The organism is Shinella sp. CPCC 101442, from assembly GCF_024704725.1.
Taxonomy (GTDB): domain Bacteria; phylum Pseudomonadota; class Alphaproteobacteria; order Rhizobiales; family Rhizobiaceae; genus Shinella.
The window spans coordinates 1,012,525-1,033,227 of sequence record NZ_JALIQS010000002.1; the positions used below are offsets into that span (position 1 = coordinate 1,012,525).

The following is a 20,703-nucleotide window of genomic DNA, read 5'->3' on the forward strand; positions in this document are numbered from 1 at the left end:
CGGCGTCAATCCCCGAGCAGCTGGCGGTCGTCGCCGTCGCGGCGGCTGACGAGTTCCTGCTTGATGCCGCGCAACGTTCTCAGCGCCTTGTCGCGATCGGCATAGGCGACAAGATTGGCGAGCATGTCGATGACGGCGAGATAGGCGTAGCGCGTCGAGGTGGGGCGAAAGATGTTGCGGCCTTCCGGCAGGTCAACGGAAAGGACGACATCGGCCGCTGCCGCCACGGGCGAGCCGCTCTGCGTGATGACGATGGTCGGCACGTTGCGCTCGCGCAGAAGCTCCAGACAATGAACGAGCGCCGGGTCGCGCCCGGTGAAGGAGGAGCCGAACACCACCGTGCCCGGCTGCGCCGCCGCCGCTAGCATGGCATTCATGTTGTGATCGTTCGAGGCGCTAATGCGGCAGCCGAGGCGGAAGAGCCGGTTGTGCAGCTCGTTGACGATCATCGCCGAATTGCCGCTCGCGCCGAAGGCCTGGATGAAGTCGGCGCCGCTCAACAGGCGGGCGGCCGTTTCCAGCGCGGCGAAATCGAGCTGGCGGTGGAGCTGGAACAGGGCATTCTGGGCTTTCGCGATGATATCACCGGCCACCTCCCCGGGTGTTTCGGTCGGCACGTCGGGCTTCACATAGCGCAGCCCCACGGAGGTGAGCCTGGCAAGCTGCACCTTGAAATCGGGGAAGCCCTTGCAGCCGAGCCTTCGGCAGAAGCGTGTAACCGTGGGTGGCGACACGCCGGCGCGCGCGGCCATCTCGCCGATCGAAGCATTGACGACGAAATCGACGTCATCCAGCGCAAGCTGCGCCAGCCGCCTGTCGAGGGCGGAACGTTTTTCGTTCCCATCCGCCAATGCGTGAAAAAGGTCCATCGGTTCTCTCTGCCACGGCTGCCATATCGTGAAAACAAATTTCCGAGGCAAAACTGCCGTACCACAGAACGAGAGCACATCAAGTCATCGAATTCGGCGATGGAGCGCCGCTGAAAGCCCGAAATTCCAGCCCACCACCCATCAAATCTGGAAAATTTTCGACAAAAAATCCAAGACATTCGCAGGCGAGGCGAAAGACGATGAAATTCTCAAAGGTTTTTCAGACGATTGTTTCACAGCCCCTTTTCAGCATCGACAGAAAACGGCGCACAGGCCTTGGTCTATCACCTTGATATAAAGGACAATCTGCAGAATTCCTGACCCCGCGTTACTCCTCGTCCATGTTTGCGCACTGAAAATTTCCCCGCTTTCGGAACCGCTTTTAACGCAGTCGCCGGAGACGCAGCGACCATAGCTAATACATTGACTTTTCGTGATTTTTTTACTCTTTAAGAAAATAAATTACATCACTCGCGCAAGACGAAGCGGCGACCAGGTCACAATTTTTCGGGCGTCGGAAACGATGGGAACGAACGGATATGCGCATTTTCACGGCTTCGCTTGCGACCGAAACCAACACGTTTTCACCCGTGCCCACGGATATGAACGCCTTCAAGGCCGCCTTCTATGCGGGGCCGGGCGAGCATCCGGATACGCCGACGCTCTGCTCCTCCGTCGTGCCGATCCTGCGCCGGCGCGGCCGTGCGGAAGGGTTTACCGTCATCGAGGGTACGTCCTGCTGGGCCGAGCCCGCCGGTCTCATCCAGCGCCGGACCTATGAGACGCTGCGCGACCAGATCCTCGGCGAACTCACCGCGGCGCTGCCCGTCGATGCCGTCGTGCTCGGCCTGCATGGCGCGATGGTGGCGCAAGGGTATGACGACCCCGAGGGCGATTTCCTGGCGCGTATCCGCAGCCTCGTCGGCCCGGATGTATTGATCGCGGTGGAATTCGACCCGCACAGCCACCTCACCGCCAAGCGCGTCGCCAATCTCGACCTGATGGCGGCCTTCCTCGAATTCCCGCATACGGATTTCGAGGAACGCGGCGAACATGTCGTGGAACTGGCGCTGCGCACGCTGAAGGGCGAGATCCGCCCCGTCGTCTCCACCTTCGACTGCCAGATGATCACCATCTACCCGACGAGCCGCGAACCGATGCGTTCCTTCGTCGATAGGTTGAAGGCGCTGGAGGGCAAGGACAGCATTCTGTCGATTTCCGTCATCCACGGCTTCATGGCCGGCGACGTGCCGGATATGGGAACGCGCATCGTCGTCGTTACCGACGATGCCAAGGCCAAGGGCGATGCGCTGGCAAAGACGCTCGGCCACGAACTCTATCGCCTGCGCAAACACACGGCCATGCCGATGCTCGATACCGAGGCGGGTCTCGACAAGGCCCTGACGATCCAGGCAGACCAGCCGGAAAAACCTGTGGTCATCGCCGACGTCTGGGACAATCCGGGCGGCGGCGTTGCGGGCGACGCGACCTTCATCCTGCGCCGCATGATCGAGCGCGGCTTTGAAAACGTGGCGGTCGCGACGATCTGGGACCCCATCGCCGTCTCCTTCTGCCATGCGGCGGGAGAAGGGGCGGAGCTGGCGCTTCGCTTCGGCGGCAAATCCGGCCCGCAGGGCGGCGAGCCGCTGGACCTGCGCGTGACCGTCCGGCACGTCTTCGATGCCGGCTGGCAGAGCTTTCGCAACAGCCGCGTGACGCTCGGCAGCACGGCAGTCGTGCGTCCCGTCGGCACTTCGATCGATATCGTGCTGATCACCAGCCGCACGCAGACCTACGAGCCCGACATTTTCTCCAACCAAGGCGTGGATTTTTCGAAAAAGGCCTTCCTGCTGGTCAAGTCCACCAACCATTTCCATGCCGGCTTCCAGCCGATTTCGTCCGAGATCGTCTATATCGCCGCGCCCACCTCCTACCCGACAGACCCCGCGACGACGCCCTATCGCAAGGCGCGCGCCGACCTGTGGCCGCGCGTCGCCGACCCGCTGGGACTGGACACCGCGGCAGGCTGACCGACCATCAACCCCGTGTGGCCGAGCGGCTGCTTTTGGCGGTCGCCCTTTGCAATGCCTCGGTGATCTCCTCGTCTCGGATCGGATGGTCTGGGCCTGCCGCTCGTCCGTCAGCTTCAGCAGGGCGCGCCCCAATACCTGAAAATAGGCCTCGCCATCGACCAGAACGCTGAGGCGTTCGGCTTTGACCACGCGCCACACGTTCTCGCTCGGCCGGGCAATCGAAACAGGCGCGGAAATTCGCGAGAATACGGTTGGTTCCGTGGCATCAGCGCAGCAGCCCCTGCCCGCCATCGATCCAGAGCGGAACACCGGTGATGTGTCGCGCCTTCGAGGAGGCGAGAAAGAGGATAGCGTCCGCGACATCCGCCGCCGTGCCCGGTTCGCCCGACGAAATCGGGACTTCGCCTTTCGGCCAGACGACGGGAATGCCGGCCTCGGCCGCGCCGCGCTGGCGGGTGTTGTCGTCTATGCTCGTCTCGATGGACCCGGGGCAGATGGCGTTGACGCGGATCCGCGACTTGCCGAGTTCCAGCGCGAGCTGCTGCACCATCGCGAGCTGCGCGGCCTTGGTTGCGGCGTAAGCGGTTGCGCCCGGCGTGGTGAAGGTGCGCGTGCCGTTGATGGAGGAGACGACCACGATGACCCCTTCTCCTGCCGCCCTGAGATACGGCACGGTGAGGTGGAGGGTCAGATAGGTTCCGCGCAGGTTGACGGCGATCGTTTCGTCCCATTCGGCAGGTTTCAGGTCATCGATCGGCGCCCAGACACCGTTGATGCCGGCGTTCGCTACCACGATATCGAGAGCACCGAAGCCGCCGGCAACCCGGTCGACAGCCGCCCGCATGGAGGCTTCGTCCGAGACATCGGCGACCAGCGCCATGGCATCTCCCCCGAGTGCGCGAATCTCCCGCACCACGGCCTCCACCTCCTCATCGGTACGGCTCAGCACGCCGACACTGGCGCCATGGCGGGCAAAGGCCTCCGCCGTCGCCCTGCCGATCCCGGATCCCGCACCCGTCACGAGTGCCACCTTTCCTGCAAAAAGCATGGCGTTTCTCCGTTGCAAAGCCCGACAGGAATGCCCCTGGAGCGGTCCGGTTCCGAGATTTTTCGGGAACCATGACCGGACACCGACGTTTGCTTCAGACACAAAACCAATATGCAGGAGTTTTACGTGCGCCAGAAGAAAAAGCCGCTCGCCCGCAAACCCGCCTCTCACCCGGATGCCGACACCAGCCACCGGAACAAACGTCGCAACTCCTGGGAGCCGCAGGTCGTCGTGCCACATCAGGTCGATCTGACGCTAGACCAGGGGCGGCGCGACGAGGTTGTCGTGCCCGCAGCGGCAAACGGCCGGAGCCTCTCCAATGGCCGGCTTTGAAGGAGGCGACCGGAGATGCTTGTGAAGGACGTGATGTCCGCCCAGATCGTAACGGCCTCCCCCAATGACACGGCCCAGTCGGCCGCCAGGCTGATGGCGGAAACGGAAGTCGGCGCGCTTCCCGTGGAGGTGCCCGGCGTCGGCGCCATCGTCGGCATCATCACCGATCGCGACATCGTCGTTTCGGTGCTGGCAAAGGGTCTTTCGACCTCGACGGGCATTGCCGAATTCATGACCGTGTCGCCTGAGGTGTGTAACGAGGATGACGAGACGGCCGCTGTTGCGGCGCGTATGCGCAATCTTGCGGTACGGCGCCTCGTGGTCGTCAACGGTGAGCGGCGCGTGGTCGGCATCGTCAGTCTGGTGGATATCCCGGCCGAACCAGCGGCGGAGGGCGCAGCATGACGATCTATGCTACGGACAGACTGTGGGACGAGGCTGTCATCCTCGAGGGTGAAGGCCGGGTTCTGCGCGTGCACAGCACGCGCGACGCCCTGCTCTGCCTCAAGAACCACTGGCCGATCGAAGACGGCCCTGCCCTGCTGACGGCGACTGACGTCGGCGAGCAGGGGCTGAACAACGACGACGACCCGGCCTTTGCCCGCCGGGCCTTTATCGAAGCCGCCAAGGAAGCCGGCTTCAGTGTGAACACGTGGACGGCGGCATAGACCGCTGACACTTTCGAAGGGACATCAATCGTGCAAGACGAACGCCAGGAATGGATCAGCAAACGCGCCTATAGCTTGTGGGAGGCCTCCGGTCGCCAGCATGGCGAGGATCATGAGCACTGGGAACAGGCCGTGCGCGAACGCGCCGATCTCGAAAAGGTCGCCCTTCCCGAGCATCTGCGAACGAAACGCAATTCGCTCGATGCCGACGCGGCCACCCAGAAGGCTATCGCCTCGCGCCGCCAGCCAAGGCCGAAACCGAGCGGCGAGGTGCCATCGCTCCGCCCGTAGGGACATGGCCGTTTGGGACGACTACTGACCACCCGCCACCTTGCGCGGACGGTTTCCCTTGGGCGTTTTCTCCCGCAACGCGTTCGGGCCATCAGGACTCGGCAGCCCGAGCGCGGATATGCGGGCTTTCAGCGCCGCATCCCGCACAACGCGCCATCGGGTAAGCGGTAGCAAAACCCAGGCCGGCTCGCTGTCGGAGACATAGACGAGGCCGGTTTCCGAGAACGTCTCAGGCGCCATGGCGGACCGTCAGCTCACGGGTTCGAACACGGCGATACTTGCGCCATAGACCGTGGCGGGGCTTTCCGCCCGATGCTCGGTGAAGGCGTCGTCCGCCGCGCCTGTATCCAAGACACGTTTCCAGGCCTTGATGCCGTTCACCGACGGCAATTTCACCGTGCAGTCGCCGCCCGCATTGCACACGAGGAAGAGGTGATCTCCCCCCTCCCCATTGGCAGGCTTCGAGAGGAAGAGGCCCAGCGCGCGCAGATTGCCGTCCTTCCAGGCGGCATCGGTCATGAACGCGCCGTCGGGCTTGTACCAGGCGATCTCGATTGTGCCATCTTCGGCCGCATCCCCTGTGAGGAACCGTTCCTGCCGCAGCGCCGGATGCGCCTTGCGGAAGGCGATGGCGCCCTTGCAGAAATTCAGGAACGGATCGTCAAGTCCGCTCCAGTCCGTCCAGCCAGTCTCGTTGTCCTGGCAATAGGCGTTGTTGTTGCCGCCCTGGCTGTTGCCGAGTTCGTCGCCGCCCAGCAGCATGGGCACGCCCTGGCTCAGCATAAGCGTCGCGATCATGTTGCGGCGGCGACGGTCGCGGGCGGCCACGATATCGGCGTTGTCGCTCGGCCCTTCGGCGCCCATGTTGTGCGAATGGTTGTCGGAATGGCCGTCGCGGTTTTCCTCGCCGTTCGCCTCGTTGTGCTTGCCGTCGTAGGAGACCGTGTCCATGAGGGTGAAACCGTCATGGGCGCTGATGAGGTTGATCGAGGAGGTCGAACCGCGATCCGAATGGTTGAACTGCGGCGCCGAACCGGTCAGGCGCGAGGCGAGGCCTGCGACGAGACCCCCGTCGCCCTTCCAGAACCGGCGCACGTCGTCACGGTATTTGTCGTTCCACTCGCGGAACGGATAGGGGAAGCCGCCGACCTGGTAGCCGCCGTCACCAATATCCCAGGGCTCGGCGATCAGCTTCACGCCGGACAGGATCGGGTCCTGCCGGATAGCATCGAAGAACGCACCGTCGCGATCGAACTCGATATGACGCGTACGGCCGAGCGTGCTCGCAAGATCGAAGCGGAAGCCATCGACATGCATGGCGTTGACCCAGTAGCGCAGGCTGTCCAGCACCATGCGCAGCACCATGGGATGCGCGATGTTGACGGTGTTGCCGGTGCCCGTCGTGTCATAGGAATGGCGCGGATCGTCCGGTGAAAGGCGGTAATAGCTGAGATTGTCGAGGCCACGGAAGCTGAGCGTCGGGCCGCGCTCGGAGCCTTCGGCCGTGTGATTGTAGACCACGTCCATGATGACCTCGATGCCGGCGGCATGGAAGCGCTTCACCATGGTCTTGAACTCGGTAATGGCCTTGCCGGAGAGGAAACGCGGCTGCGGCGCGAAGAAGCCGAGCGTCTGGTAGCCCCAATAATTGCGCAGGCCCTTTTCGAGCAGGTAGCGGTCGTCGGGGTAATACTGGATCGGCAACAGCTCGATTGCCGAAATTCCCATATCGACGAGATGCTCGATGATCGCATCGCTCGCCATGCCCATGAAGGTGCCGCGCAACGCTTCCGGCACGCCGGGATGCGTCATCGTCATGCCGCGCACATGGGCTTCGTAGATGATCGTCTCCGTCCAGGGGCGGCGGATGGCGGCATCGCCCGTCCAGTCGAAATCCGGATCCTGCACCATGCCCTTGACCATGAAGGGGGCGCTGTCGCGATCGTCGAAGGACAGGTCTTCCGCCGCATCTCCGATGCGGTAGCCGTAGAGCGCATCGTCCCACTGGAGTTCACCCAGCACCTGCTTGGCATAGGGGTCGAGCAACAGCTTGTTCGGGTTGAAGCGGTGGCCGGCCTTCGGATCATAGGGCCCATGCGCGCGGTAGCCGTAGACGGTACCGGGCTTCAATCCCGCGATATAGCCCGACCAGATATCGCCCTCGCGCTTGGGCAGCGCCAGGCGGGCGGTTTCCTCCTTGCCATCAGGGGAGAAGAGACAAAGCTCCATCTGCTCCGCATGGGCGGAGAAGACCGCGAAATGCGTGCCCTCCCCGGTGAATTCGGCGCCAAGCTCCGGCTTCATGAAGTCGAGTTCGGAAAATGAATAGCTCATGCAATGCGTCCCCTTCAAGCGAACAGATGGCCTCCCCGGATGACGCTGCGACAGGCTGCAGCAGTTGCGGGTTCACACCCCAAGGCTCTCCACGAGTCCTTTGGCGGAGATGCGAAAATGCGATGGTGCAACGCGAAATGAGGAGGATTGTTCCGGAACATTCTGCCGCTCGCCCGGTTCTCGCCTTGGCGAACAGAAAGAGGTAGCGGATGACGGAGCCATCGACGACGCGGCGCAGCTGGGGACCGGTTCTGGAAAAGGATGGCGGCGTCACGTTTCGCCTCTGGGCACCGGCGGAGGAAGCCGTCACGCTCGTCTTTGGCGGGCGCGAGATCGCCATGCAGCAGACGGGCGATGGCTGGCATCGCCTGCGCACGGACGCAAAAGCCGGCGACGACTATGCTTTCCGCCTTCCCGACGGCACCACGCTTCCCGACCCCGCCGCCCATGCGCAGGCGGCCGGTGTCCACGGTCCCTCCCGCATCGTCGATCACGACGCATATTCCTGGAAAAACACCAACTGGACGGGACGCCCCTGGGAAGAGGCGATCCTCTACGAACTGCACATCGGCGCCTTCACACCCGAAGGCACGTTCCGCGCCGCAATCGAGCGCCTGCCGCACCTGCGAGATATCGGCATCACCGCCATCGAGATCATGCCGGTATCCCAGTTCGCGGGGGAGCGCGGCTGGGGCTATGACGGCGTGCTGCCCTATGCACCGCACCCCGCCTATGGCACGCCCGACGACCTCAAGGCACTGATCGACGCCGCGCACGGTCATGGGATCATGGTGTTGCTCGACGTCGTCTACAACCACTTCGGTCCGGTCGGAAACGCCCTGCCGCGCCTTGCACCGCGCTTCTTCCATCCCGAACGCCACACGCCCTGGGGTGCCTCGATTGCGTTCGACGAGGAGGCGGTGCGGCGCTATTTCATCGAAAACGCATTGCACTGGGTTGTCGACTACCGTTTCGATGGCCTTCGGCTCGACGCGACCGAGGAGATCGTCGACGACAGCGCGCCTCACCTGCTCATCGAACTGGCGGAAACCGTGCGGACGGCGGCGCGCGGCCGGCATGTCCACCTTGCCGTCGAGGACCTCTTGAGCCGCAGGAGCCTGCTGAACCGCGACGGAGGCATCAGCCGTCATTATACCGCCGGTTGGAACGATGAGTTCCACCATGCCTTGCATGTCGTCGCGACCGGCGAAACGGGCGGCTACTACAAGGATTTCCTCGACGATACGCTCGGCACGCTCCAGCAGGCCGCCGCGAAGGGGTTTGCCCGCGCCGACCGTGCGAAGGATCGTATCGGAGCGGCACCGCAGGATCCCCTGCCACCCGACGTCAACATCAACTTCCTGCAGAACCACGACCAGATCGGCAACCGTGCCTTCGGCGACCGGCTGACCACGCTTGCCGACCCCGACCTGCTCAAGGTCATGATGGCGCTGATGATGCTCTCACCGCCCGTACCGCTCGTCTTCATGGGCGAGGAATACGGCGAAGAACAGCCCTTCCTGTTCTTCGTGGATTTCGAAGGCGAGCTTGCCCAGGCGACAAAGGCGGGACGAGAGGCGGAGGCGGAAAAATTCGGCGGCATGCCGGAAGGCAAAACCAGGGACGACCTGCCCAATCCGCTCGCCAGCGAAACCTTCCAGCGCTCGAAGCTCGACTGGTCGCGCGCAGCCTCCCCGGAGGGGCGGAAGCATATGGATTTCTTCCGCGACCTGACCCGCCTCCGGCGGCAGCATATCGTGCCTCTGCTGAAAAACAGGCGGGTGGAACCGCATATCCTGCCGGCCTGTGGCGGCATGATCGCGATCGACTGGCGCTCTCCCGCGGGGACGCTCCTGCTTCGCGCAAATCTGTCGGCGGGGGGCGAGGCGCAGTCCGCCATGCCGGGTGAAACGATCTTCACACTTCCGCCGCGCGAAAACAGCGGCCCCTGGATATCCGTCGCTTTCGATCAAACCCAACGTATCCTGGAACCAAAAAAGCCTTCGGCTGTTCCTACACGAGTGATTTTCGAGAGGCCCCCATGCACATCGGCGACATCATGACCCGCAACGTCCACCTCGTCCGCCCCGAGGAAACCTTGCACTATGCCGCAAATCTCATGGCGGAATGGGACATCGCCTTCCTGCCGGTCGCCGATGCCAGCGGGCTTGTCGGCACGCTGACGGACCGCGACATCATCCTGCGCGCCGTTGCCCCCGGCCTCGACGCCGAAACCACCAGGGTCGCCGACATCATGACGACCAACGTCACCTACTGCTACGACGATGAGGAGCCGGCCGGCGTGCTCGCCAACATGCAATCCCTGCATCTGCGCCGCCTCGCCGTGCTGGACCGCCAGAGCCGCCTTTCCGGCGTGGTGTCGCAGACGGATTTCAAACGTCATCAGATCCACACCTGAACCCAGGAATGCGTCCCCAGATACGGCATGCCATCGGAAGTCCTCCGGCCGGTCCACGCGCCCTCGAATGGAACTTTTGCCGCCATCCCTGATTGTATGGGTGAGAGCAGCGGAAGGAGGCACGTCATGGAAAACACGCACAATTGGCCGATGCCCGTCGTGGTGACCAACGACGAAGCACAATCCTTCGTAGTGGTGCGCAGCTCCCTCGAAGCGGCGGCCTATCTCCTGGAATTCTGGCCGAAGCAACATGGCGCGGCCTTCTACAACGCCATCCGCATCTGCGCGGATGCGCTCGATGGCGACGTGCAGGATGGAGACGTGCGCGATGCCTTCCTGGCCGCTGCCTATGACGCGAATATCGCAATCACCGTTCATTGATGAAAGCGGCCGACCCGGCCAGGATGCCGGGCCAGACTTTCTGACTTTCAACCCTATTCATCGACGCCGCGCATAACGAGACGTCGGCCTCAATCGCGCGCAACCCCGTCACGGATGGCGATCTCAAGCGAATCGAGATCAGAGCGGCCGTCGTCTTGGAGCAGCTATGCGATGCGGTCTTCGAGGTGGCGGCAGGCTTTTGGTGCCGGTGCCGGTATCAGCTGGCGGCAAGAACCTTCAGCGCCTGTGCATGCAGTTCCGGGTCCCCGGCCGCGACGACGCAGCCCTTCCAGTCGAGATCGAGCGCACCGCCCTGCCAGTCGGTGACGATGCCGCCTGCGCCCTCGATGATGGCGGTGGGAGCAAAGAGGTCGTAGGCATCGAAGCCGGCATCCACCGCGAGGTCCGTGCGACCGCGTGCCAGGCAGGCATAGCTGTAGCAGCTGCCGCCGTACTGGGTGAACTGAACCGCATTGTCGAGCCGCGCGAAGGGTGCGCGGTCGGCTTCGGGCACGAAGCGGGGATTGGAAGACGTCATGTAGGCGTCGGCAAGGGCCGTACCCTTGCGGCAGCGGATCGGTCTGCCGTTATGCCAGGCGCCTTGGCCGGAAATGCCGGTCAGCCGCTCGGCGGTGGCGGGGAGATCGATGACGCCGATCAAGGGTTTTCCACCGTGCGCCAGCGAAATCAGCGTACCGTAGACAGGAATGCCGGCCACCCAGGCGGCGGTGCCGTCGATTGGGTCGAGCACCCAGACGAATTCGGCGTCCAGCCGCTCGCTGCCATATTCCTCGCCCATGATGCCGTGATCGGGGAAGGCCGCGCGGATGAGTTCGCGCAGCCGGGCCTCCACGGCGCGGTCGGTGGCGGTGACGAAGCTCGCATCCTGCTTCAGGTCGACGCGGGGCGCCTCTTCGGCGGCGGCCAGAAGCAGGGCGCGGGAGCTGTCGGCGATTTTTTCGGCGAAGGCGAGGAAGGTTTCGGTGCTATCGGTCATGACTGTTCTTCTCAATGGGCAAGAATCTGTCCGAGGAAGGTGCGGGCACGCTCGGACCTGGGGGCTGCGAAGAATTCGGCGGGGGTGGACACTTCGACGATCTCGCCCTGGTCCATGAAGACGATGCGGTCGGCGACGGAGCGGGCAAAACCCATCTCGTGCGTCACGCAGACCATCGTCATGCCCTCGCGGGCAAGGTCCGTCATCACGTCGAGCACTTCAGAGATCATTTCCGGGTCGAGCGCCGATGTCGGCTCGTCGAAGAGCATGACCTCCGGGTTCATGCAGAGCGCCCGGGCAATCGCGACGCGCTGCTGCTGGCCGCCCGAGAGCTGCGAGGGATATTTGTGCGCCTGGTCGGGAATGCGCACGCGGGTCAGATATTTCATGGCGATGGCTTCCGCCTCTGCCGTCGCCATCTTGCGCACCAGGCGCGGCGCCAGCGTCAGGTTCTCCAGCACGGTCATGTGCGGGAAGAGGTTGAAGCTCTGGAACACCATGCCAACCTCGCGGCGCACGAGGTCGATCTTCTTCTCGTCGTCGGTCAGCTCCTCGCCAGCAACGACGATACGGCCGCTGTTATGCTCCTCCAGCCGGTTGATGCAGCGGATCATGGTCGATTTTCCCGAGCCCGAGGGACCGCAGACCACGACCTTCTCGCCCTTGGAGATCGAGAGATTGACATCCTTCAGCGCGTGATAGGTGCCATAGAACTTGTTCATCTTTTCCAGGACAATGATATCGGCCATCAGGTCTTTCTCACATGGCGGTTCGCATAGGTCTCGATCAGCGTGAAGCCGGTCTGGATGATCCAGACGAGCACGAGATAGATGATCGTCGCGGCGATGAAGATCTCGTAGGGGGCGAAGGTGTCGGCCACGATGGTGCGGGCGACGCCCGTCATTTCCATCAGCGTGACGGTGGAGGCGAGCGCCGTCGACTTCAGCATGGAGACGATCTCGTTGCTGTAGGCGGGAAGCGCCAGCCTGACGGCGAGCGGGGCGGTGATGCGGGTGGTGCGTTGGAACTTGGAAAGGCCGAGCGCCTTGCCGGCCTCGACAAACCCCTTGTCGACGCCGAGCACGCCGCCACGCAGAATTTCCGAGACATAGGCGGCCGTGTTGAGCGACAGCGCTATGACAGAGCACCAGTAGGGCTCGCGCAGGATCGGCCAGAGCACACTCTGCCGGATGAACCCGAACTGCGGCAGCCCGTGATAGATGATGAAGAGCTGGACCAGCAACGGCGTGCCGCGGAAGAAGTAGATATAGGCCTTGGCCGGCCAGACCAGCCAGGACCGGCGGGAGAGCCGCATCAGGAGAATGCCGACGGCAAGGACCAGACCAAACAAGGTCGAGACGACCAGAAGATTGAGGGTCAGCCCGAGGCCCTGCAGGATTTTCGGCAGGCTGGAGGCGATCAGCGACAGGTCGAAGCTCATCGGGCACCTCTGAGATGACGGTTCGCACGCGTTTCGAGCCAGCCCACGGCGAAGGTGATCACCGTCGTCATCGCCAGATAGATCAGCGCGACGGTCATGTAGAGCAGGAAGGGGCGGTGCAGGAGGGAGTTGGCCATCTTGGCGACGAAGAGGATTTCCTCGAGGCCGATAATGGAGACGAGCGCCGTATCCTTCATGATGGAGAGCATGTGATTGCCGAAATTCGGCAAAGCAAGCCGCCACATCTGCGGAAGCCGCACATAGCGGAAGATCTGGTGGCGCTTCAGGCTGAGCGCCCGCGCCGCCTCGACCTGTCCGCGATCGACGCCGAGAAACGCGCCGCGGAAGGTCTCCGTCATATAGGCGCCGACGATGAGGCCGATGGCGATGGAGCCTGCCCAGAACGGCGGCAGATCGATGAACTTCACCGAGGGATCGACGAGCTGGACCAGTTGGGTCAGCGCGATCGCCATGCCGAAATAGAAGAGCAGCAGCACGAGCAGTTCCGGCGCGCCCCGGAACACGATGGTGTAGCCTTGGGCGATGCCGCGCAGGATGCGGCTTTTGGACAGTTTTGCCGAGGCGCCGAGGAGGCCGCAGACGACCGCGATCACCAGGGACACCGAAAAGACCTGCAACACCGTCATCAGGCCAAAGAAGAAATCATCCCACCAGCCGTCGAGGATCGACATGCCCTACCTCCATATTCGTCATGCAGATCGGGCGTCGCGTCTGACGCGACGCCCGGAGGTCATGCTTACTGGCCGACGCCCTTCCAGTTTGCCGGCTGGATGGAGAAGGGGAAATATTTCAGGCTGAACTTTTCGAGCGAACCGTCCTTGATCATCTCCTCGAGCGCCTTGTCGATCTTAGCGAGCAGCGCGTCATTGCCCTTGCGCAGGCCCACACCGACACCCGGACCGAAATATTCGACCTCGTCGATCGGCGGCGAGACGAATTCGAAGCCGGCACCGTTCTCCTTGCTGAGGAAGTCGAGATAGGCCTTCATGGGGTTGGTGATGGCGATATCGATGCGGCCGTTCTGCAGGTCGAGCAGCATGGGCTGGGCGCCGTCATAGAGCGCGATTTCCGCACCCGGCAGCTTGGCCTCCACCCACTTCGCATAGGTCGAGGCGCGCTCCACGCCGAAGCGCAAGCCGTTGAAGGCATCCGGGATCGGCTTGCCGGCATCGTCGAACAGTTTCAGCGCGGCGTCCTTCGAACCGAGGATGCGGCCGAGCGAGACGCGATAGGGAACCGAGAAATCGATCTTCTGCTTGCGCTCCTCGGTGATCGACATGGAGGCGACGATGAGGTCGAACTTGCTGGCGAGCAGCGCCGGGATCATGCCGTCCCATTCCTGGCAGACATAATCGAGTTCCACGCCGATGCGCTCGGCGATGCCCTTGGCGACGTCGACGTCGTAGCCCGCCATCTCGCCTTCGGGCGTGCGGTAGTTGAAGGGCGCATAGGTGCATTCCATACCCACACGCAGCGTTTCGGCTTTTGCGGGCAAGGCAGCCGCCAGGCTGACGATTGCGGCAGACAGCAGACCGGTCATGAATTTCATGGCATTCCCCTTCTTTGTTTGGTCAGTCTTGCGACGGTCCTCACTCCGCCGATGGGCAACGATGCGCCGCCGGGAGGGGGGAGGAAATCCACCTAGGGGATGATGCCCGTCACCTCAGGGATGAGGCTTCCCATCAACCTCGGGGTGGATGGAATGTGACATCAGGTTGATCTAGCCCTTTGTCATGCAGGCCAGAGGAGAGCCCCATGAAATATGTCCGCATGCCCATCGAGCTGGAATCGCCCGAACAGCTCGGTTACGACACGATCCGCTACAATCTCTCGGAGAGCTCGGTGGCCGACCGCCGGCTCGGCGAACTGAACCTCAAGCTGGACGATATCCTGCTGTGCTACGGCGACCATCGCGGTGCGCCGGATTTGCGGGGCCTCATCGCCGGCACGGGTGAAAGCCTTGCGGCCGATGACGTGCTGGTCACGGCGGGTGCAGCGGGCGCGCTCTTCATCATCGCGACGTCGATGCTGAACGCCGGCGACCATATCGTGGTGGTGCGGCCGAACTATGCGACGAACCTGGAAACGCCGCGCACCATCGGCGCCGACATGAGCATCGTCGATCTCACCTTTGAGACCGGCTACCGGCTCGACCTCCAGGCGATCGAAGCGGCGATCCGGCCGGAAACGAAATATGTCTCGGTCACCTATCCGCACAACCCGACCGGCGTGATGATTTCCGAGAGCGAGCTGAAGGCGCTGGTCGCCCTCATCGAGCGCAAGGGCACACGCCTGCTCTTCGACGAGACCTATCGCGAGATGACCTCGGGCACGATGCTGCCGGTCGCCGCCAGCCTGTCCGACCGGGTGATCAGCGTCTCCTCGCTCTCCAAGACCTACGGCATTCCCGGCATCCGTATCGGCTGGCTGATCACGCGCGATACGGCGCTGATGGAAACCTTCCTCGCCGCGCGCGAACAGATCGGCATTTCCGGCAGCACGGTGGATGAATACATCGCCTATGTCGCGCTCAGCCAGCGTGACGCATGGCTTGCCTTCAACAATGCCCGCATCGCCAGCGCCTTCGCCATCGTGAAGGACTGGATCGCCTCCGAACCGCTCGTCGAGTGGATCGAACCGTCGGGCGGCTGCGTCTGTTTCCCACGCATCGTGCCCTCGGCGAATGTCGATCTCGCCGGCTTCCACGAGAGCCTCTACAGCCGCCACCAGGCCTATGTCGGCCGCGGCAGCTGGTTCGAGCAGGACGACCGCCACTTCCGCGTCGGCTATGCCTGGCCGACCGAGGACGAACTGCGCAAGGGCCTCGCGGCCATCTCGGCCGCCATCCGCGAGAATCTCAAGGGTTGAAGAACAGGAGGGGCGAACCGGGTTCGCCCCTTTTCCTCAGAGATTGAGGCTGCGCAGGAACATCGAAAACAGCTCCTGCTGCGTGGAGAGATTGAGCTTGGCGTAAAGCTTCTGGCGATGCGTCTTCACCGTCGCGATCGAAATGCCCAGGTGATAGCTGATCGATTCACTGGAATGGCCCTTGAGGATCAGAAGCGCCACTTCCCGCTCCCGCGGACTCAACAGATCCCGTCCGAAATCACTGAAGAGATCGTCGATCGGACGCGCCTGCGGAAGGCTGTCGCTGCGCGAAAGATGCGTCCAGAGCCGGCGGAAAATGGCCGCGATCAGCGGATGCGCCTCGCGCAGCCGTGCTACGGACGCCGCGTCGAAGCCGCCCTCGCTGCGGATGCGCGACAGGCTGATTTCCGCCATTTCGCCACTGGGCAGCTCGATGGCGATCAGAAGCTCCTCCATGCCCTCGGGCCAGCCATGGGTGCGATAGCCGAGTTCCTCGTCCTCATGGCGACGGATGTCGAGACCGCGATAGAGATCGGAGCCGAGATAGTCGTCAGGCGCGAGGTCGCGCATCAGGTAGATGCCGGCCGGCAGGCCGGCGAGATAGGCGTTGTAGAAAGGGTTGAGCAGGTAGGTGCCGGCGATGAACAGCTGGACCGCCCGCTTGGCCTTGGGGCCGGAAAACGTGTCGAAGACGTAGCTCGGCCCGCCGTTCTTGCGATGCACGACCGACAGCGCCAGATGGAACCGCGCCACCGAACCGATGGCCGCCAGCAGCGCCGCAACGCTATCGGGCTGATCGTAGCGGTCGAGGGCGTGAGCGAAAGGCTCTATCCAGCTGGCGGCGGTGTCCGTCATGGGTTCATCTGCAAGATTCCGGAAGAAAAACGGCTACTTATACCCTTTATGACAGCCGATCTCATGCGACAAGCTTGTTGATTGCCGCAAGCGTGCGCTCGATTTCGTCAGCGGAATTGTAGTGGGCGATACCGATCCGCACCACGCCCTCATCCTCGGAAAGGCCGAGATGGCGGGCCGGTTCGAGCGCATAGTTATGGCCGGACCAGACATTGATATCCTCCGCCGCCAGCACTTCGGCAAAACGATGGGTCGAGATGCGGTCATGCGTGAACGAGATCGTCGGCACGCGGTGGGCGAAGAGATTGGGATTGGCGATGCCGATCAGCCGCACACCCGCAATCGACGTCAGCCCGCCGATCAGCCGGCGGGTCAGGCCCGCCTCATAGGCATCGAAAGCCTGATAGGCGCCGGCCATTTTCTCGCGGCGCGTGCCGGTGCTGCCGGTCGCTTCGCCGGCGGAAGCGAGATAGTCGATCGTCGCGGTGAGGCCGGCGAGAAGCTCGGTCTGCGGCGTGCCGGTGCAGAAACGATCCGGAATGTCATCGCTCTGGCAGCGCACGCGATGCGGCGGCAGCGCGCGCAGAAGGTCTCCGCGACCCCAGAGCACGCCGAGATGCGGCCCAAAGAACTTGTAGGACGAGCAGACGAGGAAATCGCAGCCGATCGCCTGCACGTCCGGCAGGCGGTGCGGGGCGAGCTGCACCGCGTCGATCCAGACGAGCGCGCCGGCATCGCGCGCCAGTGCCGACAGCATGGCGACGTCGTTGATGCTGCCGGTCATGTTCGAGGCATAGTTGAGGGCAAGGAATTTCGTGCGCGGCGTGAGAAGGGCTGCAAGGTCTTCCGGCTCGATGCGCCAGCTCTCCTTGTTGAACGGCAGCCACTTCACGACGAGCCCGTAGGCCTCGGCCATGGCAAGCCAGGGCGAGACGTTGCCCTCATGGTCCATGCGCGTGACGATGATCTCGTCGCCCGGCGAAAGGGTGCTGCCGATGACACGCCCCATCTGGAAGGCGAGCGTCGTCATGTTCGGGCCGATCACCATTTCCTGCCAGGAGGCGGCGTTGACGAACTCCGCCGCCGCATCATGCGCCGCGCGCCAGGTGGCGTCCGCGCGCTGCGAAGCGGCAAAGCGCCCGCCGAGATTGGACGAGGCCGTCGCCATTGCCCCGGCCACGGCATCGATGACCATTTTCGGCACGAGCGTTCCAGCGGGATTGTCGAGATAAGCGGTGCGCGAATTCTCCAGGGCGGGGAAGGAAGCGCGGATCAGGTCGATCGGATAGGCGGTCATGGCGGCACCCTTTTGCAGAACGCTGTTGTCGTCCCTGTGTGCCGCGTTCCGCCCTCCGTCGCTATCCTCCTAGGAGATGAGGCCGGCGGCAAACATCGGCCCGCCCTTGTGTGCGGGAAAACCGTAACCGTTGATCATCACCAGATCGATATCGCTTGAGCGCGCGGCAATGCCCTCCGAAAGCAGCGCCCTGCCCTCGTCGACCATCGCCTTGAGCAGCCGCTCCATGATCGCGTCCGTGGTGAAGGTGTGCGGCACGATGCCTTTTGCCGCCCGCGCCGCTTCGATCACGGCGGTGACGGCAGGATCGACGGTCTTCTCGCCGTTCGGATAGGCATACCAGCCGCGCCCGGTCTTGCGGCCAAGACGGCCCGCCTCGCAGAGCCTGTCGGCGATCTCGACATAGCGCTCGGCGGGATCGCGGGTCGCGGCCTGCCGCTTGCGGCGCGCCCAGGCGATATCGAGCCCGGCCATGTCGCTGACGGCGAAAAAGCCCATCGGGAAACCATAGGCCTCCATCGCCGCATCGATCTCCTGCGGCAGGGCGCCGTCCTCCACCATGAATTCCGCCTCGCGGCGATAGGCGGAGAAAATGCGGTTGCCGACGAACCCTTCCGTGACGCCGCAGACGATCGGAAGCTTGCCGAGACGCTTGACGAAGGCAAGCGCGCTCGCCAGCACGTCCGGCGCGGTTTGCGCGCAATCGACGACCTCGACGAGGCGCATGACGTTGGCGGGTGAAAAGAAATGCAGGCCGACCACGCGGGACGGGTCGGCGGTCACTGCCGCGATCGCGTCTGGGTCGAGATAGCTCGTATTGGTCGCCAGAATGGCATGCGGTGCAACGATGCCGTCGAGCCTGCGAAACAGCTCCGTCTTGACCGTGAAGTCATCGAAGACGGCCTCGACGACAAGATCGGCCGTTGCAAGACCCGTGGCCTCGGCGGTCGTATGCAGGCGTGCGAGACAGGCGTCGCGGCCTTCCACGGTCAGGCGCTTGGACTGGACGGCCTTGTCGAGGAGGCCGGCGATACGGGCATGGCCGCTCTCGGCGGCTTCTGTCGTCTGTTCCAGCGCGACCACGCGGTAACCGCTGGTCAGCGCGGAGACCGCGATACCGGACCCCATCAGTCCCGTGCCGACCACGCCAATGGTTTCGATGCGCCGCGGTTGCACATCATCGAGCGTATCGACCTTGCCGGCGGCGCGCTCGGCAAAAAAGACGTGCCGGAGCGCGGCGGATTCCCTGGAATCGCGAAGGCGCAGGAAAGTGGCGCGCTCCTCCGCCAACCCCTGTTCGAGATCGAGCAGCCCCGCGGCCTTGACGAGGCGGATGGCCTCGACTGGCGCGGCCTGGCCGCGGCTCTTGGCGACGATCTTAGCCTCGGCTGCGCTGACGGCGGCATCGTCGGTCCCGGGAATGGCGATTGCGCCCGTCCGGCGAAGCGGCTGCACGGCCACTTCCCGCGCGACGTTGGCGGCCATGGCCAGGGGATCGGTAGCGACGGCATCGGCGAGGCCCAGCGCAACGGCTTCGGCAACCTTGACCGCGCGTCCCGTGCCGATGAGGTCGATGGCCGCAACCATGCCGATCAGGCGTGGCAGGCGCTGGGTGCCGCCGGCACCGGGAACGAGGCCAAGCTTCACCTCCGGCAGGCCGAAGGAAGCGCCTTCCCCGGCAATACGGCCGTGACAGGCCAAAACCACCTCGCAGCCACCCCCCAGTGCCGCACCGGCAACGGCGCAGATGACGGGCTTTTCAGAGGCCTCGATGCGCTCGATCACCTCCGGCAGAAGCGGTTCGACCGGCGGCTTGCCGAATTCCCTGATGTCCGCCCCGCCGATGAAGGTTCGGCCCGCGCCCGTTATGACGAGCCCGACAATATCGGATGCGTCGGCGGCATGGTCCAACGCCGCGATCAGACCGGATCGAACGTGCGCCGAAAGCGCATTGACGGGCGGATTGTCGATGGTGACGACGAGCACGCCGTCTTCCATATGGGCCGAAACGCTCTCGGAAAATCGCATCTTGCGCCTATTCGGGAATGACGGCCGTGGCCTGAATTTCGATCTTGGCACGGTCCTCCACCAGCGCCACCACCTGCATGGCCGCCATGGCGGGATAATGCCGGCCGATGGTTTCGCGATAGGCCTGGCCGATGCCGCGCAGGTTGCCGAGATATTCCTGCTTGTCGGTGAAGTACCAGGTCATGGTGGTGATGTGGTGCGGCTCAGCGCCACCGGCGGTGAGCACGGCGACGACGTTCTTCAGCGTCTGGCGCACCTGCTCGACGAAATCGTCGGTTTCGAATTCGGCGTTCGCGTTCCAGCCGATCTGACCGCCGACGAAAAGCGTGCGGCCACTCGCCGCCATGCCGTTGGCATAGCCGATGGGCTTTACCCAGCCTTCAGGTTGCAGGATCGTGTGCATGGGGCGTCTCCAGATGATGGGTCAGTGCGGCGCGGATATCGTCCGGCCAGGCAAGCGAGGCGTTCGTGTCGAGCGACGTGGCGACGATGCGGTGTTTGGCCGTCCAGAGAACGGTTTCACCTCTGGAAACCGTGTGTTCCAGATCGAGTGACGAACGGCCGATGGCGCAAACCGAAAGCGCGAATGTCAGTTCATCGCCCTGAAAGCCCGGGTTCCGGAACGTCAGGTCGAGACGTACCGTCGGCACGCTCATGCGCCGCACTTCGTTCATTACCCGCCAGGGAAAGCCGAGTGAGGCGAAAAAATCCTCCAGCACGCCCACGAGGATATTCAGATAGGACGGGAAATAGGCGATCCCCGAGGGATCGCAGTCTCCGAAGCGCAGCGGCTTTGTGATCGCAAACACCATGGCCGGCC

The 20,703-nt window shown here is 63.6% G+C and carries 23 protein-coding genes; 9 read left to right on the forward strand and 14 right to left on the reverse strand.

Translation table 11 applies throughout. The annotated features are described in order from the left end of the window. Nucleotides 1-5: 5 nt before the first annotated feature. Complete coding sequence (locus MUO32_RS10160) at nucleotides 6-869, reverse strand: MurR/RpiR family transcriptional regulator (protein ID WP_257948102.1); 864 nt, start codon at nucleotides 867-869, stop codon at nucleotides 6-8. A gap of 539 nt (nucleotides 870-1,408) precedes the next feature. Here MUO32_RS10160 and MUO32_RS10165 point away from each other — a divergent pair. Next, entirely contained in the window at nucleotides 1,409-2,899 is a 1,491-nt protein-coding gene (locus tag MUO32_RS10165; protein WP_257948103.1) for a M81 family metallopeptidase, read from the forward strand. Nucleotides 2,900-3,167: 268 nt separating this feature from the next. Here the strand turns inward: MUO32_RS10165 and MUO32_RS10170 are convergent, their stop codons facing one another. Further along, complete coding sequence (locus MUO32_RS10170; protein WP_257948104.1) at nucleotides 3,168-3,950, reverse strand: SDR family NAD(P)-dependent oxidoreductase; 783 nt, start codon at nucleotides 3,948-3,950, stop codon at nucleotides 3,168-3,170. 126 nt (nucleotides 3,951-4,076) lie between these two features. On the opposite strand from MUO32_RS10170, the gene MUO32_RS10175 reads away from it, so the two are divergent. The 4 genes from MUO32_RS10175 to MUO32_RS10190 are packed head-to-tail and all read left to right on the forward strand — an operon-like array spanning nucleotide 4,077 to nucleotide 5,242. Next, nucleotides 4,077-4,283, forward strand: a complete 207-nt coding sequence (locus MUO32_RS10175; protein WP_257948105.1) for a hypothetical protein — start codon at nucleotides 4,077-4,079, stop codon at nucleotides 4,281-4,283. 15 nt (nucleotides 4,284-4,298) lie between these two features. Continuing rightward, the gene (locus MUO32_RS10180; RefSeq protein ID WP_257948106.1) at nucleotides 4,299-4,688 is read left to right on the forward strand and encodes a CBS domain-containing protein; all 390 of its coding nucleotides are present in this window, start codon (nucleotides 4,299-4,301) and stop codon (nucleotides 4,686-4,688) included. 2 nt (nucleotides 4,689-4,690) lie between these two features. Continuing rightward, the gene (locus tag MUO32_RS10185; RefSeq protein WP_374708633.1) at nucleotides 4,691-4,951 is read left to right on the forward strand and encodes a DUF982 domain-containing protein; all 261 of its coding nucleotides are present in this window, start codon (nucleotides 4,691-4,693) and stop codon (nucleotides 4,949-4,951) included. Nucleotides 4,952-4,981: 30 nt separating this feature from the next. After that, nucleotides 4,982-5,242 carry a DUF2934 domain-containing protein gene (locus MUO32_RS10190; protein WP_257948108.1) on the forward strand — a complete coding sequence of 87 codons (261 nt, stop codon included), beginning with the start codon at nucleotides 4,982-4,984 and terminating at the stop codon, nucleotides 5,240-5,242. Between the two features lie 21 nt (nucleotides 5,243-5,263). Here the strand turns inward: MUO32_RS10190 and MUO32_RS10195 are convergent, their stop codons facing one another. Continuing rightward, the gene (locus MUO32_RS10195) at nucleotides 5,264-5,482 is read right to left on the reverse strand and encodes a hypothetical protein (RefSeq protein ID WP_257948109.1); all 219 of its coding nucleotides are present in this window, start codon (nucleotides 5,480-5,482) and stop codon (nucleotides 5,264-5,266) included. Between the two features lie 9 nt (nucleotides 5,483-5,491). Then, nucleotides 5,492-7,576: a glycogen debranching protein GlgX gene (gene glgX / locus MUO32_RS10200; protein WP_257948110.1), complete on the reverse strand. Its 2,085-nt coding sequence runs from the start codon at nucleotides 7,574-7,576 to the stop codon at nucleotides 5,492-5,494. Nucleotides 7,577-7,785: 209 nt separating this feature from the next. Here glgX and treZ point away from each other — a divergent pair, with 209 nt between their 5' ends. The 3 genes from treZ to MUO32_RS10215 all read left to right on the forward strand — a co-directional run bounded on the left by treZ (nucleotide 7,786) and on the right by MUO32_RS10215 (nucleotide 10,376). Continuing rightward, nucleotides 7,786-9,639 carry a malto-oligosyltrehalose trehalohydrolase gene (gene treZ / locus MUO32_RS10205; RefSeq protein WP_257948111.1) on the forward strand — a complete coding sequence of 618 codons (1,854 nt, stop codon included), beginning with the start codon at nucleotides 7,786-7,788 and terminating at the stop codon, nucleotides 9,637-9,639. Continuing rightward, the gene (locus tag MUO32_RS10210; RefSeq protein ID WP_257948112.1) at nucleotides 9,618-9,995 is read left to right on the forward strand and encodes a CBS domain-containing protein; all 378 of its coding nucleotides are present in this window, start codon (nucleotides 9,618-9,620) and stop codon (nucleotides 9,993-9,995) included. Before treZ ends, MUO32_RS10210 begins: the two co-directional genes overlap by 22 nt. 126 nt (nucleotides 9,996-10,121) lie before the next feature. Then, on the forward strand, nucleotides 10,122-10,376 hold the full coding sequence (locus MUO32_RS10215) for a DUF982 domain-containing protein (RefSeq protein ID WP_257948113.1): 255 nt from the start codon (nucleotides 10,122-10,124) through the stop codon (nucleotides 10,374-10,376). Between the two features lie 217 nt (nucleotides 10,377-10,593). Here the strand turns inward: MUO32_RS10215 and MUO32_RS10220 are convergent, their stop codons facing one another. The 5 genes from MUO32_RS10220 to MUO32_RS10240 form a co-directional block, all read right to left on the reverse strand. Further along, nucleotides 10,594-11,373 carry an inositol monophosphatase family protein gene (locus MUO32_RS10220; protein WP_257948114.1) on the reverse strand — a complete coding sequence of 260 codons (780 nt, stop codon included), beginning with the start codon at nucleotides 11,371-11,373 and terminating at the stop codon, nucleotides 10,594-10,596. An 11-nt stretch (nucleotides 11,374-11,384) separates the two neighbouring features. After that, nucleotides 11,385-12,122 (reverse strand): amino acid ABC transporter ATP-binding protein, encoded by a 738-nt coding sequence (locus tag MUO32_RS10225; RefSeq protein ID WP_308311276.1) that lies wholly within the window; start codon nucleotides 12,120-12,122, stop codon nucleotides 11,385-11,387. Next, nucleotides 12,122-12,814 (reverse strand): ABC transporter permease, encoded by a 693-nt coding sequence (locus MUO32_RS10230; protein ID WP_257948115.1) that lies wholly within the window; start codon nucleotides 12,812-12,814, stop codon nucleotides 12,122-12,124. The genes MUO32_RS10225 and MUO32_RS10230 overlap by 1 nt, the downstream gene beginning before the upstream one ends. Beyond that, nucleotides 12,811-13,506: an ABC transporter permease gene (locus MUO32_RS10235; protein WP_257948116.1), complete on the reverse strand. Its 696-nt coding sequence runs from the start codon at nucleotides 13,504-13,506 to the stop codon at nucleotides 12,811-12,813. Before MUO32_RS10235 ends, MUO32_RS10230 begins: the two co-directional genes overlap by 4 nt. 65 nt (nucleotides 13,507-13,571) lie before the next feature. After that, nucleotides 13,572-14,384 carry a transporter substrate-binding domain-containing protein gene (locus tag MUO32_RS10240; protein ID WP_257948118.1) on the reverse strand — a complete coding sequence of 271 codons (813 nt, stop codon included), beginning with the start codon at nucleotides 14,382-14,384 and terminating at the stop codon, nucleotides 13,572-13,574. A gap of 206 nt (nucleotides 14,385-14,590) precedes the next feature. Here MUO32_RS10240 and MUO32_RS10245 point away from each other — a divergent pair, with 206 nt between their 5' ends. Further along, nucleotides 14,591-15,703: an aminotransferase class I/II-fold pyridoxal phosphate-dependent enzyme gene (locus MUO32_RS10245; RefSeq protein WP_257948119.1), complete on the forward strand. Its 1,113-nt coding sequence runs from the start codon at nucleotides 14,591-14,593 to the stop codon at nucleotides 15,701-15,703. 36 nt (nucleotides 15,704-15,739) lie between these two features. Here MUO32_RS10245 and MUO32_RS10250 read toward each other — a convergent pair whose 3' ends face one another. The 5 genes from MUO32_RS10250 to MUO32_RS10270 all read right to left on the reverse strand — a co-directional run bounded on the left by MUO32_RS10250 (nucleotide 15,740) and on the right by MUO32_RS10270 (nucleotide 20,695). Beyond that, nucleotides 15,740-16,558, reverse strand: a complete 819-nt coding sequence (locus tag MUO32_RS10250) for a helix-turn-helix transcriptional regulator (protein ID WP_257948120.1) — start codon at nucleotides 16,556-16,558, stop codon at nucleotides 15,740-15,742. 61 nt (nucleotides 16,559-16,619) lie between these two features. After that, entirely contained in the window at nucleotides 16,620-17,855 is a 1,236-nt protein-coding gene (locus MUO32_RS10255) for a cysteine desulfurase-like protein (RefSeq protein ID WP_257948121.1), read from the reverse strand. A gap of 69 nt (nucleotides 17,856-17,924) precedes the next feature. Then, nucleotides 17,925-19,883, reverse strand: coding sequence for a 3-hydroxyacyl-CoA dehydrogenase NAD-binding domain-containing protein (locus MUO32_RS10260; protein ID WP_257948122.1), 1,959 nt, complete (start codon nucleotides 19,881-19,883; stop codon nucleotides 17,925-17,927). Between the two features lie 7 nt (nucleotides 19,884-19,890). Next, entirely contained in the window at nucleotides 19,891-20,286 is a 396-nt protein-coding gene (locus MUO32_RS10265; protein ID WP_257948123.1) for a RidA family protein, read from the reverse strand. Beyond that, nucleotides 20,264-20,695, reverse strand: a complete 432-nt coding sequence (locus MUO32_RS10270) for a thioesterase family protein (RefSeq protein ID WP_257948124.1) — start codon at nucleotides 20,693-20,695, stop codon at nucleotides 20,264-20,266. The genes MUO32_RS10265 and MUO32_RS10270 overlap by 23 nt, the downstream gene beginning before the upstream one ends. Nucleotides 20,696-20,703: the final 8 nt, after the last annotated feature.

Coding starts and splice junctions, on each gene's coding strand:
- MUO32_RS10160 (WP_257948102.1), bottom strand. CDS start 869: ATGGACCTTTTTCACGCATTGGCGGATGGGAACGAAAAACGTTCCGCC.
- MUO32_RS10165 (WP_257948103.1), top strand. CDS start 1,409: ATGCGCATTTTCACGGCTTCGCTTGCGACCGAAACCAACACGTTTTCA.
- MUO32_RS10170 (WP_257948104.1), bottom strand. CDS start 3,950: ATGCTTTTTGCAGGAAAGGTGGCACTCGTGACGGGTGCGGGATCCGGG.
- MUO32_RS10180 (WP_257948106.1), top strand. CDS start 4,299: ATGCTTGTGAAGGACGTGATGTCCGCCCAGATCGTAACGGCCTCCCCC.
- MUO32_RS10195 (WP_257948109.1), bottom strand. CDS start 5,482: ATGGCGCCTGAGACGTTCTCGGAAACCGGCCTCGTCTATGTCTCCGAC.
- glgX (WP_257948110.1), bottom strand. CDS start 7,576: ATGAGCTATTCATTTTCCGAACTCGACTTCATGAAGCCGGAGCTTGGC.
- treZ (WP_257948111.1), top strand. CDS start 7,786: ATGACGGAGCCATCGACGACGCGGCGCAGCTGGGGACCGGTTCTGGAA.
- MUO32_RS10210 (WP_257948112.1), top strand. CDS start 9,618: ATGCACATCGGCGACATCATGACCCGCAACGTCCACCTCGTCCGCCCC.
- MUO32_RS10215 (WP_257948113.1), top strand. CDS start 10,122: ATGGAAAACACGCACAATTGGCCGATGCCCGTCGTGGTGACCAACGAC.
- MUO32_RS10220 (WP_257948114.1), bottom strand. CDS start 11,373: ATGACCGATAGCACCGAAACCTTCCTCGCCTTCGCCGAAAAAATCGCC.
- MUO32_RS10225 (WP_308311276.1), bottom strand. CDS start 12,122: ATGGCCGATATCATTGTCCTGGAAAAGATGAACAAGTTCTATGGCACC.
- MUO32_RS10230 (WP_257948115.1), bottom strand. CDS start 12,814: ATGAGCTTCGACCTGTCGCTGATCGCCTCCAGCCTGCCGAAAATCCTG.
- MUO32_RS10235 (WP_257948116.1), bottom strand. CDS start 13,506: ATGTCGATCCTCGACGGCTGGTGGGATGATTTCTTCTTTGGCCTGATG.
- MUO32_RS10240 (WP_257948118.1), bottom strand. CDS start 14,384: ATGAAATTCATGACCGGTCTGCTGTCTGCCGCAATCGTCAGCCTGGCG.
- MUO32_RS10245 (WP_257948119.1), top strand. CDS start 14,591: ATGAAATATGTCCGCATGCCCATCGAGCTGGAATCGCCCGAACAGCTC.
- MUO32_RS10250 (WP_257948120.1), bottom strand. CDS start 16,558: ATGACGGACACCGCCGCCAGCTGGATAGAGCCTTTCGCTCACGCCCTC.
- MUO32_RS10255 (WP_257948121.1), bottom strand. CDS start 17,855: ATGACCGCCTATCCGATCGACCTGATCCGCGCTTCCTTCCCCGCCCTG.
- MUO32_RS10260 (WP_257948122.1), bottom strand. CDS start 19,883: ATGCGATTTTCCGAGAGCGTTTCGGCCCATATGGAAGACGGCGTGCTC.
- MUO32_RS10265 (WP_257948123.1), bottom strand. CDS start 20,286: ATGCACACGATCCTGCAACCTGAAGGCTGGGTAAAGCCCATCGGCTAT.
- MUO32_RS10270 (WP_257948124.1), bottom strand. CDS start 20,695: ATGGTGTTTGCGATCACAAAGCCGCTGCGCTTCGGAGACTGCGATCCC.